Genomic DNA, 17,173 nt, shown 5'->3' with positions numbered 1-17,173 from the left:
CTTACTTACCCGTCCAACTTTGTGGGGTCAGTTCACGAGGGTCGCCTTTTTTGTTTCCTGCTGCTTGCTCCCCTCTCCCGCTCTGTTTTTGCTCCCCTCTCCCGCAAGGCGGGAGAGGGGTTGGGGGAGAGGGCCGGAGGTTCTGCTTGCCGATCACGTCGCAATTTGAACGGCTTGCCCTCTCCCCTGCCCCTCTCCCAGAGGGAGAGGGGAAAAAACCAAGAGGGCAAACTAGCGCCTCAAAACTGCTCCGCCCCCAGCGCATTCACCGCGTCCGCACCCGCCACAATCCCCGCGCGCAACGAGCTCGCCTGCGACAGGATGTGTTCGCCGAAGAAATGTGCCGTGGCGATCTTCGCCTCGTAGAACGCCGGGTCTTCCGAGCGCTTCGCATCGGCCGCCAGCATGGCACGGCCGAACTGCCAGCCCGAGAACACAATGCCGCAAAGCTTCAGGTACGGCACGCTGCCGGCGAACACCGCATTGGGGTTGCTCTTGGCGTTGTCCACCACAAACTGCACCACGGCTTCCAGTGCCTCACGGCCCTGCTTGAGCTGCGCCGACACTGCCTTGAAGGCTACGCCCCCGTGCAGGGCAAGCGCCGCCTCGGTCTCGGCGATCTGCGCGCAGAGATTGCGCGCCACCGCGCCGCCATCGCGCACGGTCTTGCGGCCAACCAGGTCGTTGGCCTGAATGGCCGTCGTGCCTTCATAGATCGGCAGGATGCGTGCATCGCGATAGTGCTGCGCGGCGCCCGTTTCCTCGATGAAGCCCATGCCGCCGTGAACCTGCACACCCAGGCTCGTCACGTCGATCGACAGCTCGGTGCTCCAGCCCTTCACGATCGGCACCAGGAACTCGTAGAGCGCCATGTTCTGCTTTCGCACGGCCTCGTCCGGATGCTGGTGCGCCACGTCGCTGGCAGCCGCTGCGAAATAGGCCACGGCGCGGGCGCCTTCGATCAGTCCGCGCATCGTCATCAACATGCGCTTGACGTCGGGATGATGGATGATCGTCACGGCCTCGCGCGCCGAGCCATCCACTGGGCGGCTTTGCACACGATCCTTCGCGTACGCCACAGCCTGCTGGTACGCACGCTCGGACACGGCAATGCCCTGCATGCCCACCGAGAAGCGGGCCGAATTCATCATGATGAACATGTACTCGAGGCCGCGGTTCTCCTCGCCCACCAGCGTGCCGATGGCCCCGCCGTGGTCGCCGAATTGCAGCACCGCAGTGGGGCTGGCCTTGATGCCGAGCTTGTGCTCGATCGACACGCACTGCACGTCGTTGCGCTCGCCCAGCGAGCCATCGGCATTGACAAGGTATTTCGGCACGGTGAACAGCGAGATACCCTTCACGCCTTCCGGTGCATTGGGCGTGCGCGCGAGCACCAGATGGACGATGTTCTTCGCCATGTCGTGTTCGCCATAGGTGATGAAGATCTTCGTGCCGAAGATCTTGAACGTGCCGTCACCCTGCGGTTCGGCACGCGTGCGCACCGCAGCCAGGTCCGAACCGGCCTGCGGCTCGGTCAGGTTCATCGTGCCCGTCCACTCGCCCGAGATCAGCTTCGGCAGGTAGGCCTGCTTCTGCGCGTCCGTGCCGGCCGTCAGCAGCGCCTCGATGGCGCCATCGGTCAGCAGCGGGCACAGCGCGAACGACAGGTTCGCGGCGTTGAGCATCTCGTTGCACGGCGTCGCCACGAGCTTGGGCAGGCCCTGCCCGCCGAAGTCAGCCGGGTGCAGCACGCCCTGCCAGCCACCTTCGCCAAACTGGCGGAACGCATCCTTGAAGCCCGGCGTGGTGGTCACGACACCGTCTTTCCAGCTGCTCGGGTCGATGTCACCGGCACGGTTCAGCGGCGCCACGACTTCCTCGTTGAAGCGCGCGGCTTCCTCGAGAATGGCTTGCGCGGTATCGGGGGTAGCGTCCTCATAGCCAGGCAACTGGCTCAGTTGCGCGAGGCCAGCCAGTTCGTTCATGGCGAACAGCATGTCCTTGAGCGGTGCGCGATAAGTCATCGACGTCTCCTGTCTTTGTAAAAAAGCCGCTCGCGGGAAATACCCGGAACGGCTTCTTGTTCTTCTATACGGGCCGGCTCACCAAGGGGGAACCGGCCGGGCGGGCGATCAGCCCAGTGCGGCTACCAGTTCCGGCACCACGGTGTTCAGGTCACCAACCAGGCCGTAGTCCGCCACCGAGAAAATCGGGGCTTCCGCGTCCTTGTTGATCGCGACGATCACCTTGGAGTCCTTCATACCGGCCAAGTGCTGGATCGCGCCCGAGATACCGACGGCGATGTACAGCTGCGGAGCAACGATCTTGCCCGTCTGACCGACCTGGTAGTCGTTCGGCACGAAGCCGGCATCGACTGCCGCACGCGAGGCGCCCATCGCCGCGCCGAGCTTGTCGGCCAGCGGGGTCAGCACCTTCGTGTAGTTCTCGCCCGAACCCACGCCACGGCCACCGGACACGATGATCTTGGCAGCGGTCAGTTCCGGACGGTCGCTCTTGGTCACTTCACGCGACACGAATTGCGAGATGCCCGCGTCGGCCACGGCCGGCAGCGTTTCCACGCTGGCCGAGCCACCTTCGGCGGCAGCCGGGTCGAACGCCGTGCCACGCACGGTGATGACCTTGATCTTGTCGGCCGACTTCACCGTGGCAATCGCGTTGCCGGCGTAGATCGGACGCTCGAACGTGTCAGCGGCATCCACCTTGGTGATGTCCGACAGTTGAGCCACGTCCAGCTTGGCAGCCACGCGCGGCAGGATGTTCTTGCCCGATGCGGTGGCCGGCGCCAGGATGTGCGAGTAATCGTTGGCGATGGCCAGGATCTGGTCGCCCACGTTTTCGGCAAGCTGGTCAGCAAAGTACGGTGCATCGGCCAGCAGGACCTTCGACACGCCCGCGATCTTCGCGGCGGCATCGGCAGCGGCCTTGGCATTCGAGCCAGCCACCAGCACGTGGACATCGCCACCGCACTGGGTGGCTGCCGTCACGGCATTCAGCGTGGCGGCCTTGATCGATTGGTTGTCGTGTTCAGCAATGACAAGTGCAGTCATGTTTTATCTCCGCACGCTCAGATGACCTTGGCTTCAGACTTCAGCTTCTGCACCAGCGTGGCCACATCCGGGACCATCTGGCCAGCGCTGCGCTTGGCCGGTTCAACGACCTTCACGGTCGACAGACGCGGCTTCACGTCCACACCGAGATCTTCCGGCTTGACGGTATCGAGCTGCTTCTTCTTAGCCTTCATGATGTTCGGCAGCGTCACGTAACGCGGCTCGTTCAGGCGCAGGTCGGTGGTCACCACGGCCGGCAGCTTCACCGACAGCGTTTCCAGACCGCCATCCACTTCACGCGTCACCGATGCCTTGCCATCCGCCACCACGACCTTCGAGGCGAAGGTGGCTTGCGGCAGGCCAGCCAGCGCAGCCAGCATCTGGCCGGTCTGGTTCGAATCATCGTCGATGGCCTGCTTGCCGAGGATCACCAGTTGCGGTTGTTCCTTGTCCACCAGTGCCTTGAGCAGCTTGGCCACGGCCAGCGGCTGCAGGTCTTCGGTGGTTTCCACCAGGATGCCGCGATCGGCACCGATGGCCATCGCGGTACGCAGCGTTTCCTGGCATTGCGCCACGCCGCACGATACGGCGATCACTTCCGTGACGACGCCGGCTTCCTTGAGGCGCACGGCCTCTTCCACGGCGATTTCGTCGAACGGGTTCATGCTCATCTTGACGTTGGCCAGGTCGACACCCGAACCATCCGACTTCACACGGACCTTGACGTTGTAGTCCACCACCCGCTTGACTGCGACGAGTACTTTCATGCGCTCACTCCACTGATAGCTGATAGTCCAAAGTTTTGAATCGCTCGCCATTATAACCACCGGGGTGGCGGCGCTTTTGATTTTCGAACGATCGTACTATTTTATAGACAAAGAATTGCCGGGCATAGCCGGCAATTCGAAAAATCCGTGCTCATTGTGCCGCAGGATGCCCTGCAGGCACAGTGTATGGATGAAAACCCCTAGAACTTACCAGGCCGTAATCACCGATTCCTTGAACGTCGTCTGCACGTACTGCTTGATTTCCGGCGAGTGATACGCCTTCACGAGCTTGGCCACCCACGGCTTGTTCTTGTCGGCTTCGCGGATGGCGATCAGGTTCGCGTACGGACCCTTCGGGCCTTCCGTGGCGATGGCATCGCGCGTGGGCGACAAGCCAGCCGATTCCGCGTAGTTGCCATTGATGGCAGCGGCGTCGAGATCGTCCAGCGAGCGCGGCAGTTGGGCAGCGTCCAGTTCCACGATCTTGATCTTCTTCGGGTTCTCGACGATATCCAGCGGCGTGGCCTTCAGGCCCGCATCCGGACGCAGCTTGATCAGGCCCTTGGCCTGCAGCAGCAGCAGGCCACGGCCACCGTTGGTGGGATCGTTCGGCACGCCAACGCGGGCGCCCTGCTTGATCTGGTCGAGCGACTTGATCTTCTTCGAGTAGACGCCCATCGGGAACGTCACCGTGAAAGCGATATGCGTGAACTTGTAGCCGCGATCCTTGATCTGCGCTTCGAGGTACGGCAGATGCTGGTAGCTGTTGGCGTCGAGGTCGCCAGCGGCCAGCGCGGCGTTCGGCTGAACGTAGTCGCTGAACTCGACAAGCTGGATGTTCAGGCCATCCTTGGCTGCCACCTTCTTCACCTGCTCCATGATCTGCGCGTGCGGGCCGCCCGTCACGCCGATCTTGATCGGCTTGTCCTGCGCGAACACGCCAGCCGATACCGTCAAACCCAGCGCCACCACGGCGCCCTTCAGCACATTACGACGTTGCATCTCGATTTACCCTGTTTTCCCTGTTGAAACTTGCGAATCAGCGATGGCTGATCCGGCGCACCAGCCAGTCGCCAAAGCTCTGCACAGCCTGTACGAACACGATCAGGACCAGCACCACGGCGACCATGATCTCGGTCTCGTAACGCTGGTAGCCGTAGCGAATGCCGAGGTCACCCAGACCACCGCCGCCCACCGCACCCGCCATGGCCGAATAACCCACCAGGCTCACGAACGTGATGGTCAGGCCCGCGACGATACCGGGCATGGCCTCGGGCAGCAGCACCTTCCAGACGATCTGCCGTGTCGTGGCGCCCATCGACTGCGCTGCTTCCACGAGGCCCTTGTCCACTTCGCGCAGTGCCGCTTCCACCAGCCGCCCGATGAACGGCACGGCCGCAATGGTCAGCGGCACGATAGCCGCCGTGGTGCCGATCGACGTACCGACGAGGAATCGCGTCAGTGGAATCACCAGCACCAGCAGGATGATGAACGGAATAGAGCGCACCGCGTTGACGACCACACCAATCGTGCGGTTGAAGAACAGGTTCGACACCACACCACCGTTGTTCGTCAGGTGCAGTAACACACCGAGCGGCACGCCGAGCAATGCGCCAACCACGCCGGAAATGCCCACCATCAGCAGCGTCTGATTGAACGAAGACAGGAACATATCGAGCAGTTCAGACGACATGATCGATCTCCTCTACAACCACGCCCTGGTTCTGCAGATACTCCATGGCCGCGCGCACGCTGGCCGGGTCGCCCGTGGCCATGATCGCCAGCGAGCCGAATGCCTGGCCCTGGATCTCGTCGATATGGCCATGCAGGATGTTGAAGTCGAGGCCGTGCTGGCGGATCGCCTGCGCCAGCACGGGCTGGTCAACGTTATCGCCCGTGAAGGCCAGGCGATACACGTGGTCACGGCCATTGCCGAGCCGGCTTTCCACGCGCTTGAGCACGCTGACCGGCAGTTCCTGCGCGATGACGTCGCCGATCATGGCACGCGTCACCTCGTGCTGCGGACGCAGGAACACGTCGATCACGCGGCCTGTCTCCACGACCTGCCCCGCTTCGAGCACGGCCACGCGGTCACAGACCTGTTTGATGACTTCCATCTGGTGCGTGATCATCACGATGGTCAGGCCCAGCTCCTTGTTGATCCGCTTGAGCAGTTCGAGGATCGAGCGCGTGGTCTCCGGATCGAGCGCCGATGTGGCTTCGTCCGACAGCAGCACCTTGGGCTTGCTGGCCAGCGCACGCGCAATGCCCACGCGCTGCTTCTGGCCGCCGCTGATCTGTGCCGGATAGCGGTCGCGCAATACTGACAGTCCCACGAGTTCAAGCAGGGGCTCCACCGTGGTGGCGATCTCCTGCTTCGACTTGCCCGCCAACTCCAGCGGCAACGCCACGTTGTCGTAGACGGTGCGCGAGGACAGCAGGTTGAAATGCTGGAAGATCATGCCGATCTCGCGGCGCGCCTCGCGCAGCGCGGACTTGCCCAGTGCGGTCAGGTCCTGGCCGGCCACGATTACGCGGCCACCGGAGGGCCGGTTCAGCAGGTTGATGGCACGCACCAGCGTGCTCTTGCCGGCGCCGCTTCGGCCGATGATGCCGAAGATCTCGCCGGATGCGATGGATAGGCTGACGTCACGCAGCGCATGCACTTCCCCCGACCCGCCGGGGAATCGCTGCGACAGCCCTTGCAATTCGATCATTGGAAAACGAAAAAACGGCAACAGCGCGGGGTCTCCTGCGTTGTTGCCGTAGATATTTTTATGAAGCCCGCATTTTATGCGATCCGCTTCATACCTCAAACGAGATTTTTTCGATGGCGTTATGCATTGGCGTCATATAGACGCGGTGAAAATGCTGCAAAAGTCATTTAAGACCGATTGAGCGGAAACTACGCCTCCATCAGCACCTTGATATGTGCAAACACGCTGCGCGCCAGTGCACTCAGGTTGTAGCCGCCTTCCAGACAACTGACGATGCGGCCCCTTGCATGGGTCTTGGCCACTTGAACGAGTTGCTCGGTGATCCAGGCGTAGTCCTGTTCCACCAACCCCATCTGGCCGAGGTCGTCCTCGCGGTGCGCATCGAAACCCGCCGAGATGAACAGCATCTCGGGCTTGAACTCGTTCAGGCGCGGCAGCCAGATCGTCTCGACAACCTCGCGCACGGCCATGCCGTTCGTGTAAGCCGGCAGCGGAATATTCGACATGTTTGCCGCGAAATGCTCGGTGCCGCTGTACGGATAGAACGGATGCTGGAAAAAGCTGCACATCATGACGCGCGGCTCATCGAGGAAGGCCGATTCCGTACCGTTGCCATGATGGACATCGAAGTCGATCACTGCCACGCGCGCCAGACCGTGTGCCGCCAGCGCGTGGCGCGCGGCAATCGCCACGTTGTTGAAGAAGCAGAAACCCATCGCGCGATCCGGTTCGGCGTGGTGGCCAGGCGGGCGCACGCAGCAGAAAGCGTTCTCGATCTCTCCTGTGATCACTGCGTCGGTAGCGGCCACGGCCGCCCCCGCCGCGTGGGTGGCAGCCGCCAGCGTATGGCGGTTCATCGAGGTATCGGGATCGATGGGATAGTAGCTCCCCGCTGACGGGATGTTCGCCGTCAGGCTGGCCACGTAGTCGGGCCGGTGCACACGTTCGATCTGGTCTTCGGTGGCGGCCGGGGCATCGCGCCGGTCGAGCAAGCCGTCCATCCCATGGGAAATCAGATGGTCTTCGATGGCCTGCAGCCGTTCCGGGCACTCGGGGTGGAAATGCCCCATCTCGTGCAACAGGAACGACGGATGCGTGTAATAGCCCGTTGGCATTTTCGTTTGCGGGTCAAGTTTGTCTCCAGACGTTACGTTAGCACAGGACGTGCCGGGTCTTTCGCGGATGCCCGAGCGCCACTGAGCCCCGCTTCCAAGGCCGGGGCCGTCGGACTTCGCATGTATCGCATCCGCTATACTCGGTCCGACTTGCAAAGGACAACATGACCGACCAACAGCGCTCCCTGCGCCGCCCCCTGCTGGGCGCCGCACTCACCGCTGCCGCATTGGGCCTGTGCGGCGTTTCTCCCAAGCTGCTTGCCGCTGGCAAGCGTCGCGTGAGCAGTACCCGGGAAGAGGAAATCGAACCGGGCCGCTATCAGAACCATCCCCAGGCACGGGCGTTCATCGACGATATGGTGGCGCGCAACAACTTCCCGCGCGCCGAGCTTGAATCGTATTTCAGCCAGGCCGTGTTCTCGGCCACTGTGGCGCGGCTGATCATGCCGCCGACAACTCCCGGCAAGAAAAGCTGGCGCGCCTATCGCTCACGCTTCATCGAACCGATCCGGATCAATGCCGGTGTGCGCTTCTGGCAGCAGAACCGCGAAACACTGCGCCGCGCCGAAGCCGAATTTGGCGTGCCGGCGTCGGTAATCGTCGGCATCATCGGCGTCGAGACGATCTACGGCCGGGACATGGGAACGTTCCGCGTGATCGACTCCTTGTCGACGCTAGCCTTCGATTACCCGGACACCCCGAACCGCGCCGCCCGCACCCAGTTGTTCCGCAACCAGCTGGCCGACTACCTGCTCTGGTGCCGCGAGACGAAGACTGACGTGTTCTCGGTGCTCGGTTCCTATGCCGGCGCGGTGGGCATTCCGCAGTTCATGCCGACGAGTCTGCGCGAGTACGCCGTGGACTATGACGGCGACCGCCATGTCGACCTGCGCAACAGCCCCACCGATGCCATCGGTAGTGTCGGACGTTTCCTGCAACTGCATGGATGGGAAGCGAACCGCCCCGTGGCCTGGCGCATCGCCAGCGATGCGGGCAGCCTGGGCGTTGCCGCAGCCGCCGCTGACGGTGAACCCTGGCCGACGCGCACACTGAACCAGCTCACGCGTGCGGGACTGCGTGTGGACGAGCCGATCGACACACAGCGAGAAGGCGAAACCGGCGTGCTCGTGGTGGACCTGCCCACGCCAGACCAGCCCGTCGAATACATGATTGGGCTGCGAAACTTCTATGTGCTGACGCGCTACAACCGCAGCTTCTTCTATGCGCTGGCGGTGTACCAGCTGGGAGAGGCGGTGAAGGCAGCGATGGGGTGAGGCGCCTGTTGTTGGCGTGGTTTTCTCCCCTCTCCCGCAAGGCGGGAGAGGGGAGAAAAACAGAGGGATCGCTACCGACTCAAGCCGGAAACACGCCCGTCGACAGATACCGATCCCCGCGGTCGCAGACCACGAATACGATCGTCGCGTTCTCTACTTCTTCGGCGACGCGCAGGGCCACGCACAGTGCGCCAGCGGCCGAGATGCCGCAGAAGATGCCTTCCTCGCGGGCCATGCGGCGGGCCATATGTTCGGCATCGGCCTGCGTCACCGGCTCCTGGCGATCGACGAACTTCGGGTCATAGATTTTCGGCAGATACGCTTCCGGCCATTTACGAATGCCTGGAATGCGCGAACCCTCGGCCGGCTGGGCGCCGACGATCTGGATTGCGGGGTTCTTTTCCTTCAGATAGCGCGACACACCCGTGATGGTGCCGGTCGTGCCCATGGCCGAGACGAAGTGCGTGATGCGGCCTTCGGTATCGCGCCACAGCTCGGGCCCCGTCGTCTCGTAGTGCGCCAGCGGATTGTCCGGATTGGCGAACTGGTCGAGGATGACACCCTTGCCTTCGCGCTCCATGGCATCCGCCAGGTCGCGTGCGTACTCCATACCGCCCTTCACCGGGGTCAGAATGATCTCGGCACCATACGCCGCCATGCTCTGGCGGCGCTCAAGGCTCAGGTCCTCGGGCATGATCAGGATCATGCGGTAGCCACGCACCGCTGCGGCCATGGCCAGCGCAATGCCGGTATTGCCCGACGTGGCCTCGATCAGCGTATCGCCCGGCTTGATGCGGCCGCGCTCTTCTGCTCGGCGGATCATCGACAGTGCGGGACGGTCCTTGACCGACCCGGCGGGATTGTTTCCCTCGAGCTTGCCAAGGATCACGTTGCCGCGCGCTTCGATGGCAGCGCCGGGAATGCGCTGCAGTCTCACCAGCGGCGTGTTGCCGATGGTGTCTTCAATCGTTTTATAGGCCATGGTGCGGGGTCGCTCAGATTTTCGTCGGCCATTGTAATGCACCCACCTTACCCGCACCGGTGGCCGGGACTTTCAGTGCGTCAGCCCTTGCTCTTCCTCACGGCCCTTGCCGAGCAGATGGTAGAGCAGGATCGCACCAAACGTCGCAGTCCCGATGCCCCCCAGCGTCATGCCGCCCAGCTTCAGCGTCAGGTCACCGGCGGCCACCGTCAACGTCGCACCCACCGTGATCAGGTTGCGCGAACTCGAGAAATCGACGTGGTTCTGCACCCAGATCCGGCCGGCCGTTGCCGAGATCAGACCGAAGACGACGATGGTCAGGCCACCGATCACCGGACCGGGAATCGTCAGGATCAATGCGCCGAACTTCGGCGAGAAACCGAGCAGGATTGCCACGGCAGCAGCCACCACGAAGATCAGCGTCGAGTAGATCTTCGTCACAGCCATCACGCCCATGTTCTCGGCGTAGGTGGTCACACCCGTGCCGCCACCCGACGCGGACAGCATCGTGGCCACGCCATCACCAATGAACGCGCGGCCGATGTACGGGTCAAGATTGCGACCCGTCATCACGCCAATAGCCTTGATGTGCCCGAGGTTCTCCGCGACCAGCACGATGGCCACCGGCGCGATCAGCAGCATCGCATTGAACTCGAAGACCGGCGTCGTGAATTCAGGCATGCCAAACCAGCTGGCCGCCGCCACGCCCGAGAAATCGATCGCCTTGCCCATACCCATCAGGTTAGTGGCAACAAAGTAGGCAAGATAGCCAGCCAGGCCGCCCAGCAGGACCGGCAATCGCCCCAGCATACCCGGCGCACGGACCGCGATGAGGCCCACGGCGAGCACTGTCAGCAGCCCCACCCATGTGTCGAGCGGCGCGCCACTGACGGCCTTGACCGCTACCGGTGCGAGGTTCAGCCCGATGGCAGCGACGATTGCGCCAGTGACCACGGGCGGCATGAGCTTTTCGACCCACGCATAGCCCACGGCCTGCACCACCAGTCCGATCACCGTATAGAGCGCACCGGCCGCGATGATGCCGCCGAGCGCCACGGGAATATTCGGATTGGGGCCGCTACCGCCGTAGCCGGTGGCAGCGATCACCACGGCAATGAATGCGAAGCTCGAACCGAGGTAGCTCGGTACGCGCCCGCGCACGCACAGGAAGAACAGCAAGGTACCGATGCCCGAGAACAGGATCGCGATGTTGGGATGGAATCCCATCAGGATCGGCGCGATGGCCGTGGAGCCGAACATCGCCACCACGTGCTGGATGCCCGCCAGCAGCGTCTGTCCGGCCGGCAGGCGTTCATCGGGGCCGATCACGCCCGTGGTCTTGAGCCGCCATTTCGGCAGGAAACCCTCGTCATGATTGCTGTCGGTACTGTCCTGGCCATTCGCCATATTGTTCTCTCCCTGTCAGCGGTATGCCTGTTTGTTGGAATGTGTCGACGCGCGTATAGCGTCCTGGTGCAGCAGGTGACGGCATGCACCCGCACGCTTTCTCAGCGATGCGGATGATACCGCGCACCCCGAACCGTGCAAATCGTCACGGCCGCCCACGATTGCCAGCCAAGCACAACGCATACCAGCCGCCACCTGTTGACGCCGGGCAGGGCGGCCGGGAAGGACAGCCCCGCCGCCGGTCAGCGGGTCGCCGCAGGCTTCTGGCTGGATGCCTGAGCTGACTTCGCTACCGGACGGGCATCCTTGCGCGTCGCCTTGGGCGCCGCTGCAGGTTTACCAAAGGTCAACCCCGAAGCTTCAAGATTGGCAGCCGACTTCGATCCCACGCCCGGCACACGATCGGCCAGATCGGCAGCGTCCTGGAATGCACCATGTTTGTCACGTTCGTCGAGGATGCGTTTGGCCGTGGCCGGTCCGATTCCCTTGAGCGCGGTAAGCGCGGCCTCGTCTGCCGTATTGACGTCGACATTGGCGTAAGCGGGACCCATGCCGAGCAGGGCCACTGCCATGCCGAGCGCCACGGCCACATCACGCCAGCCGTCGCGGACGGCATGGAACACTTTCGAGAGGGAATGTACGAGGATCTTGTGCATCAGGAACTCCTTTCCTTTTTTGTTGACCCGCCGCCGGATGGCAGCAGGGAAGGTCAGGATAGGTTTCCGAATGGACCTCAGAAACGGCCGGACACACAAGTTCACGACTTCCGCGCGCTTATGTGTCCGCACTGCAATGGGAGCGTTGCACTCCCAAATTCCTACGAGGTTTGCGCGCCATCAGCGTCGCACGCAAACCACATCAAAAACAACATCCGACGGGTCAGCTACGTTCCATCAACCACTTGCAGTAACGCTCCACGCCTTCCTGCACCGTGAGGAACGGTGCGTCGTAGCCGGCGGCGCGCAAGCGCGACACATCGGATTGCGTGAAGCACTGGTACTTGCCGCGCAGCGCATCGGGAAACTTCACGTACTCGACCAGCCCTTCCTGCACCATCTCGTCGAGCGAGAGCGGCGGCTTGTCGTCCGCCTCGCGCAGCGCGTTGACCACCGACACCGCGATATCGTTGAACGGCTGCGACCGGCCTGTCCCGAGGTTGAAGATGCCGGACTTGCCCGGGTGATCGAGGAAGTACAGGTTGACCCTGACCACATCCTCCACCGACACGAAGTCGCGGCTCTGCGTACCCGGCGCGTAGCCGTTGTACTCGCCGAACAGCTTCACGGTGCCCTCGGCACGGAACTGGTTGAAGTGGTGGAACGCCACCGACGCCATGCGGCCCTTGTGATACTCGCGCGGGCCATAGACATTGAAATATCGGAAGCCTACGATCTGCGACAGCGCGGTGGGCAGGCGACGACGCACCACCTGGTCGAACAGGAACTTCGAGTAACCGTAGACGTTCAGCGGCTTCTCGTAGTCGCGGTCTTCGCGGAACATGGTCGAAGCGCCATAGGTGGCCGCCGAGGACGCGTACAGGAACTGCGTGCCCTGTTCCAGGCACGCCTCCATCAGCGCCAGCGTATAGCGGTAGTTGTTCTCCATCATGTAGCGGCCGTCGGTCTCCATGGTGTCGGAGCACGCGCCTTCATGAAACACCGCGCGGACCTTGCCGAACTCACCACGCTTGAAGCGCTCGACGAACTCGGTCTTGTCCAGGTAATCGGCAATCTCGCAATCCACGAGGTTGTTGAATTTCTCGGCACGCGTCAGGTTATCCACGGCAACGATGTCGGTCTCGCCGCGATCGTTGAGGCCCTTGACGATGTTGCTGCCGATAAAGCCGGCAGCGCCGGTCACGATGATGGTCATGGCGGATTCTGGCTAGGGCGCGCTTCAGGCGCCGAACAATTCGGAATAACTGACAACAGCGGTGCCGAGCTTGCCGACGACGATGGCACCGGCGCGGTTGGCGTGCTGCACCGCTTCCTTGAGCGGCACACCGGCGCCGAGCATCGTGGCCAGCGTGGCGATCACCGTATCGCCGGCCCCCGATACATCATAGACTTCGCGGGCCTGGGCCGAGACGTGGAGTACTTCCGCTTCGGTGTAGAGCGTCATGCCCTCTTCCGAGCGCGTCAGCAGCAACGCCTCCAGATGCAGGTCGCGGCGCAGGTTCTGGGCGCGGATCGTCAGGTCCGCCTCGGTCTTCCAGGCGCCCACTACGGCACGCATTTCGGAACGGTTCGGTGTGATCAGCGTGGCGCCGCGATAGCGCGAGTAGTCATCGCCCTTCGGATCGATCAGCACGGTCCGGCCAGCGGCGCGCCCCGCCTCGACCATGCGGCCGACGTGCGTCAGCCCGCCCTTGCCGTAGTCGGACAGCACCAGTACCTGATAGTCCTTCACTAGTGCGTTATACCGATCCTGTACCGATGCCAGCACTTCGCTGGCCGGCGCGTTCTCGAAATCGACGCGCAGCAGTTGCTGCTGGTGCGCCATCACGCGCAGCTTGATCGTCGTGCTCAGCGACCGGTCGTGATGCAGGTATGGTTGCACATGGCTGGCCGCCAGCAGGGCCTCAAGCGTGCGGCCGGGTTCGTCGTCGCCGACCACGCCCAGCATGCCAACTCGTGCACCCAGCGCCGCGGCATTGCGCGCCACGTTGGCGGCACCGCCCAGTCGTTCGTCGCTGCGCTTGATCTGCACCACGGGGACTGGCGCCTCGGGCGAGATGCGCTCGACATCGCCAAACCAGTAGCGGTCCAGCATCATGTCGCCCACCACCAGCACCTGGGCCTTCTGGATCTGTTCCTGCGGAATGATGTTCTTGCTCATGAACTGTCCTTTGCGACACGCCTCGCGCCGGTCAGGCGCGGTCAGGCATACCAATCAGGGATGGGCGTTCGAACGCCCGATCGCGTGATATTCGATGCCGGCATCGGCCATGGCATCGGGTTCATAGAGGTTGCGGCCGTCGATGACGACCGGCGTTTTCAGCATCGTGCGGATCTGCGCGAAATCGGGGCTGCGGAACACCTTCCATTCCGTCACGATCACCAGCGCATCGGCACCCGTCAGCACGTCCATCTGCGCGTCGCAGAATTGCACGCGCGCCATCCCCCCCTCGATGCCGGCCAGATCGGCTTCCATCACGCGGCGGGCCTCGGCCATCGCAACGGGATCATGCACGCGCAGCGACGCCCCACGCGACACCAGTTCACGCGCCAGCACGCGCGACGGGGCCTCGCGCATATCGTCGGTATTCGGCTTGAAAGCCAGACCCCAGATGCCGAAAGTCTTGCCGCTCAGGTCTTCGCCAAAACGGCGAATGACCTTCTCGCCCAGCACCTGCTTCTGCGCGTCGTTGACGGCCTCCACGGCCTCGAGCACGCGCATCGGCTTGCCATGAGCGCTGGCCGTACGCATCAGCGCCTGCACGTCCTTCGGGAAACATGAACCACCATAGCCCGCGCCCGCGTAGAGGAAGCTGTAACCGATGCGCGGGTCCGAGCCGATACCCATGCGCACCAGTTCGATATCGGCACCCACTTCATCGGCCAGGTTGGCCAATTCGTTCATGAACGAGATCCGCGTGGCCAGCATCGAATTGGCGGCGTACTTGGTGAACTCGGCCGAGCGCACATCCATATAGAAGGTGCGTTCATGATTGCGGTTGAACGGCGAGTAGAGCTGGCGCATGATCGCCTGCGCATGGCGGCCCGCTGCGTCGGGCGCGCAACCCAGCACGATGCGGTCGGGCCGCATGAAGTCTTCGACGGCCGCGCCTTCCTTCAGGAATTCCGGATTCGACACCACCGAGAACTGCAGGTCTTCCAGTCCGCGCGCGGACAGCTCCTCGCGGATTGCAGCAGTGACACGATCGCCAGTGCCGACGGGCACCGTGGACTTGTCCACCACCACCTTGAATCCGGTCATGTGCCGGCCGATATTGCGCGCGGCAGCCAGCACGTACTGCAGGTCCGCCGAGCCATCCTCGTCCGGCGGCGTGCCTACGGCGATGAACTGCACATCGGCATGTTCGACGCTGGCCGCAACATCGGTGGAGAACGTGAGCCGCCCCGCCGCGCGGTTGCGGTCGATCAATTCCTTGAGGCCCGGCTCGTAGATCGGTACACCGCCAGCATTGAGCAGCGCGATCTTCTTTTCATCTACGTCGAGGCAAAATACGGCGTTACCGAGTTCGGCCAGGCAGGCGCCGGTCACCAGACCCACATAGCCGCTGCCGATAATCGTGACTTTCATTTACTGAGGCTCCAGAACTGTGACGTTCGCCTGAATTGTCCTAGCCAAGCGCTTCGGAGCGACGCGGCGCATAAGTTTCCCAGCGGTTGCAGCCCGGGCACTGCCAATAAAACAGGCGCGCGCGGAAGCCGCACTCGCGGCACGTGTAGCGCGCCAGATTGCGCGTGCGAAGTTGCAACAGATCGCGGATAGCAGCGGTTTCCTGCGCCTGCTCGTCTGGCGTACCCACGCCGCCCGCGTCAGCGGCCTGTTTCTCGGCGGCCTGCGCTTCGAAATACTTTGTCAGCGCCAGCAGCGTTGGCTGGCGGCGCAGTTGCTCGCGCATCAGTGTTGCCGCGCCCACCGGCCCATTGACTTCGAGTTCGGTCCGATACGCAGTGTCGAGCAGTTCGGCCGCGAGGTTGCCCTTGAGCAGCCCACGCAGCCAGTCCAGCGCCTTGCCTTGCTCGCCAAGCGTGGCATACGCCTTCACCACACGATCGGCCACCAGCGGCAGGTAGGCAGCATCCTGGGATTCGATGGCGAGCCAATGCTTCAGGGCGCCCGGCAGGTCACCCGCAGCAGCCGATACGTCACCCAGCAGGATCGGCGCGCGGACGTTGGCCGGATTCTCCTCGCGGGCACGGCCCAGCCAGGTGACGGCGTCTTCGGGCTTTTTCTTCTGTAGCGCGTCCTGCGCCAGTTCGCAGCAGAACTGGGCGATTTGTATGCGGTAATCCTTCTGTTCGAGTGTCTGCAGCTCGCGCGCGGCGTCGATGGCCTTGAGCCATTCCTTTTCCACTTCGTACAGTTCCAGCAGCACGCGCTTGGCCGATGCCGCATACGGACCCGACATCAGCCGGCGCAGCGATTCCTCGGCACGGTCGAGCAGACCTGCACGCAAGTAGTCCTGCCCCAGTTCGTAGAGTGCGTGCTCACGTTCGGGCTCGGGAAGGTCGGGCCGCGTCGCCAGGTTCTGGTGCACGCGGATGGCCCGCTCCGTTTCGCCCCGGCGGCGGAACAGCGCGCCCAGCGCGAAATGCAGTTCCGTGGTCTCGGGATCGAGCCGGGCAACCTCGACGAACGCATCGATCGCCTGGTCAGGCTGTTCGTTGAGCAGGAAATTGAGGCCCTTGAAGTAGGAGCGCGGCAACGCGCCTTGCTCGCTGATCAGCTGGCGCAGATCAAACCGCGCCGCCATCCAGCCAAGGCCAAAGACAAGTGGCAGCGCTAGCAGCCACCAGGTTTCAAACATCATGGATCAGACTTTCGGGCCGACTACGTTATAGGGAACGCCCGGCTTTGCCTCTGGCGGCACGGGATCGACGGGTGACGTCGCGGCACGCACCTGGCTCAGCGCGCGACGCAGCCGCGCGGCCTCCATCCGCTGGCGCATCAGGCCAGGCGCCACGGCAGCCAGCGCCGCCACGATACCGAGCCCGAATGCGGCGAGCAGAATCAGGATCAGCGGCGCATGCCAGACCGCGCCAAAGAACAGCTGCAGGTCGGCATCGGCGGTATTGCGCAGCGCCAGCACGAACAACAGGACGAACAGGACGATGCGGAAGATCCAGGCGACGAGTTTCATGCGGTGAGGG

16 protein-coding genes are annotated in these 17,173 nt (G+C 63.2%); 1 reads left to right on the top strand and 15 read right to left on the bottom strand.

All coding sequences use genetic code 11. The annotated features are described in order from the left end of the window. Window positions 1-239: 239 nt before the first annotated feature. From GA566_RS03635 to GA566_RS03605, 7 genes are all read right to left on the bottom strand, one after another. Complete coding sequence (locus tag GA566_RS03635) at window positions 240-2,024, bottom strand: acyl-CoA dehydrogenase (RefSeq protein WP_137926426.1); 1,785 nt, start codon at window positions 2,022-2,024, stop codon at window positions 240-242. A 108-nt stretch (window positions 2,025-2,132) separates the two neighbouring features. Further along, window positions 2,133-3,068, bottom strand: a complete 936-nt coding sequence (locus GA566_RS03630; protein ID WP_137926427.1) for an electron transfer flavoprotein subunit alpha/FixB family protein — start codon at window positions 3,066-3,068, stop codon at window positions 2,133-2,135. A 17-nt stretch (window positions 3,069-3,085) separates the two neighbouring features. After that, window positions 3,086-3,835 carry an electron transfer flavoprotein subunit beta/FixA family protein gene (locus GA566_RS03625; protein WP_137926428.1) on the bottom strand — a complete coding sequence of 250 codons (750 nt, stop codon included), beginning with the start codon at window positions 3,833-3,835 and terminating at the stop codon, window positions 3,086-3,088. 207 nt (window positions 3,836-4,042) lie between these two features. Continuing rightward, on the bottom strand, window positions 4,043-4,837 hold the full coding sequence (locus GA566_RS03620; RefSeq protein ID WP_137926429.1) for a MetQ/NlpA family ABC transporter substrate-binding protein: 795 nt from the start codon (window positions 4,835-4,837) through the stop codon (window positions 4,043-4,045). Window positions 4,838-4,874: 37 nt separating this feature from the next. Beyond that, window positions 4,875-5,528, bottom strand: coding sequence for a methionine ABC transporter permease (locus GA566_RS03615; protein ID WP_137926430.1), 654 nt, complete (start codon window positions 5,526-5,528; stop codon window positions 4,875-4,877). Further along, entirely contained in the window at window positions 5,518-6,552 is a 1,035-nt protein-coding gene (locus tag GA566_RS03610) for a methionine ABC transporter ATP-binding protein (RefSeq protein WP_137926431.1), read from the bottom strand. The genes GA566_RS03615 and GA566_RS03610 overlap by 11 nt, the downstream gene beginning before the upstream one ends. Before the next feature lie 188 nt (window positions 6,553-6,740). Continuing rightward, on the bottom strand, window positions 6,741-7,667 hold the full coding sequence (locus GA566_RS03605; RefSeq protein WP_137926432.1) for a histone deacetylase family protein: 927 nt from the start codon (window positions 7,665-7,667) through the stop codon (window positions 6,741-6,743). A gap of 164 nt (window positions 7,668-7,831) precedes the next feature. Between GA566_RS03605 and mltB the strand changes: the two genes are divergently transcribed. Next, window positions 7,832-8,941, top strand: coding sequence for a lytic murein transglycosylase B (gene mltB, locus GA566_RS03600; RefSeq protein ID WP_137926433.1), 1,110 nt, complete (start codon window positions 7,832-7,834; stop codon window positions 8,939-8,941). Window positions 8,942-9,020: 79 nt separating this feature from the next. On the opposite strand, the gene cysM is transcribed toward mltB, so the two are convergent. The 8 genes from cysM to GA566_RS03560 all read right to left on the bottom strand — a co-directional run bounded on the left by cysM (window position 9,021) and on the right by GA566_RS03560 (window position 17,163). Continuing rightward, window positions 9,021-9,923: a cysteine synthase CysM gene (gene cysM / locus GA566_RS03595; protein ID WP_137926434.1), complete on the bottom strand. Its 903-nt coding sequence runs from the start codon at window positions 9,921-9,923 to the stop codon at window positions 9,021-9,023. A gap of 72 nt (window positions 9,924-9,995) precedes the next feature. Further along, entirely contained in the window at window positions 9,996-11,330 is a 1,335-nt protein-coding gene (locus tag GA566_RS03590) for a solute carrier family 23 protein (protein WP_160471668.1), read from the bottom strand. A 242-nt stretch (window positions 11,331-11,572) separates the two neighbouring features. Next, window positions 11,573-11,986 (bottom strand): helix-hairpin-helix domain-containing protein, encoded by a 414-nt coding sequence (locus tag GA566_RS03585; protein WP_160471666.1) that lies wholly within the window; start codon window positions 11,984-11,986, stop codon window positions 11,573-11,575. A 223-nt stretch (window positions 11,987-12,209) separates the two neighbouring features. Then, window positions 12,210-13,202 (bottom strand): ADP-glyceromanno-heptose 6-epimerase, encoded by a 993-nt coding sequence (rfaD, locus tag GA566_RS03580; RefSeq protein ID WP_137926437.1) that lies wholly within the window; start codon window positions 13,200-13,202, stop codon window positions 12,210-12,212. Window positions 13,203-13,226: 24 nt separating this feature from the next. Continuing rightward, window positions 13,227-14,168, bottom strand: coding sequence for a D-glycero-beta-D-manno-heptose-7-phosphate kinase (gene rfaE1, locus GA566_RS03575; RefSeq protein ID WP_137926438.1), 942 nt, complete (start codon window positions 14,166-14,168; stop codon window positions 13,227-13,229). Between the two features lie 54 nt (window positions 14,169-14,222). Continuing rightward, window positions 14,223-15,596, bottom strand: coding sequence for a UDP-glucose/GDP-mannose dehydrogenase family protein (locus GA566_RS03570; RefSeq protein ID WP_160471665.1), 1,374 nt, complete (start codon window positions 15,594-15,596; stop codon window positions 14,223-14,225). Window positions 15,597-15,636: 40 nt separating this feature from the next. Next, window positions 15,637-16,833 (bottom strand): lipopolysaccharide assembly protein LapB, encoded by a 1,197-nt coding sequence (lapB, locus tag GA566_RS03565; protein ID WP_160471663.1) that lies wholly within the window; start codon window positions 16,831-16,833, stop codon window positions 15,637-15,639. A gap of 3 nt (window positions 16,834-16,836) precedes the next feature. Beyond that, a complete protein-coding gene (locus GA566_RS03560; RefSeq protein WP_160471661.1) occupies window positions 16,837-17,163 on the bottom strand; it encodes a lipopolysaccharide assembly LapA domain-containing protein in 327 nt (108 codons plus the stop codon). Between the last annotated feature and the right edge of the window lie 10 nt (window positions 17,164-17,173).

It is taken from the genome of Cupriavidus sp. SW-Y-13 (assembly GCF_009793345.1).
In the GTDB taxonomy this organism is placed as follows: domain Bacteria; phylum Pseudomonadota; class Gammaproteobacteria; order Burkholderiales; family Burkholderiaceae; genus Cupriavidus.
Note: the sequence above shows the minus strand (reverse complement) of the source record. Positions and strands in the feature narration are given on the sequence as shown.

Coding starts and splice junctions, on each gene's coding strand:
- GA566_RS03635 (WP_137926426.1), bottom strand. CDS start 2,024: ATGACTTATCGCGCACCGCTCAAGGACATGCTGTTCGCCATGAACGAA.
- GA566_RS03630 (WP_137926427.1), bottom strand. CDS start 3,068: ATGACTGCACTTGTCATTGCTGAACACGACAACCAATCGATCAAGGCC.
- GA566_RS03625 (WP_137926428.1), bottom strand. CDS start 3,835: ATGAAAGTACTCGTCGCAGTCAAGCGGGTGGTGGACTACAACGTCAAG.
- GA566_RS03620 (WP_137926429.1), bottom strand. CDS start 4,837: ATGCAACGTCGTAATGTGCTGAAGGGCGCCGTGGTGGCGCTGGGTTTG.
- GA566_RS03615 (WP_137926430.1), bottom strand. CDS start 5,528: ATGTCGTCTGAACTGCTCGATATGTTCCTGTCTTCGTTCAATCAGACG.
- GA566_RS03610 (WP_137926431.1), bottom strand. CDS start 6,552: ATGATCGAATTGCAAGGGCTGTCGCAGCGATTCCCCGGCGGGTCGGGG.
- GA566_RS03605 (WP_137926432.1), bottom strand. CDS start 7,667: ATGCCAACGGGCTATTACACGCATCCGTCGTTCCTGTTGCACGAGATG.
- mltB (WP_137926433.1), top strand. CDS start 7,832: ATGACCGACCAACAGCGCTCCCTGCGCCGCCCCCTGCTGGGCGCCGCA.
- cysM (WP_137926434.1), bottom strand. CDS start 9,923: ATGGCCTATAAAACGATTGAAGACACCATCGGCAACACGCCGCTGGTG.
- GA566_RS03590 (WP_160471668.1), bottom strand. CDS start 11,330: ATGGCGAATGGCCAGGACAGTACCGACAGCAATCATGACGAGGGTTTC.
- GA566_RS03585 (WP_160471666.1), bottom strand. CDS start 11,986: ATGCACAAGATCCTCGTACATTCCCTCTCGAAAGTGTTCCATGCCGTC.
- rfaD (WP_137926437.1), bottom strand. CDS start 13,202: ATGACCATCATCGTGACCGGCGCTGCCGGCTTTATCGGCAGCAACATC.
- rfaE1 (WP_137926438.1), bottom strand. CDS start 14,168: ATGAGCAAGAACATCATTCCGCAGGAACAGATCCAGAAGGCCCAGGTG.
- GA566_RS03570 (WP_160471665.1), bottom strand. CDS start 15,596: ATGAAAGTCACGATTATCGGCAGCGGCTATGTGGGTCTGGTGACCGGC.
- lapB (WP_160471663.1), bottom strand. CDS start 16,833: ATGATGTTTGAAACCTGGTGGCTGCTAGCGCTGCCACTTGTCTTTGGC.
- GA566_RS03560 (WP_160471661.1), bottom strand. CDS start 17,163: ATGAAACTCGTCGCCTGGATCTTCCGCATCGTCCTGTTCGTCCTGTTG.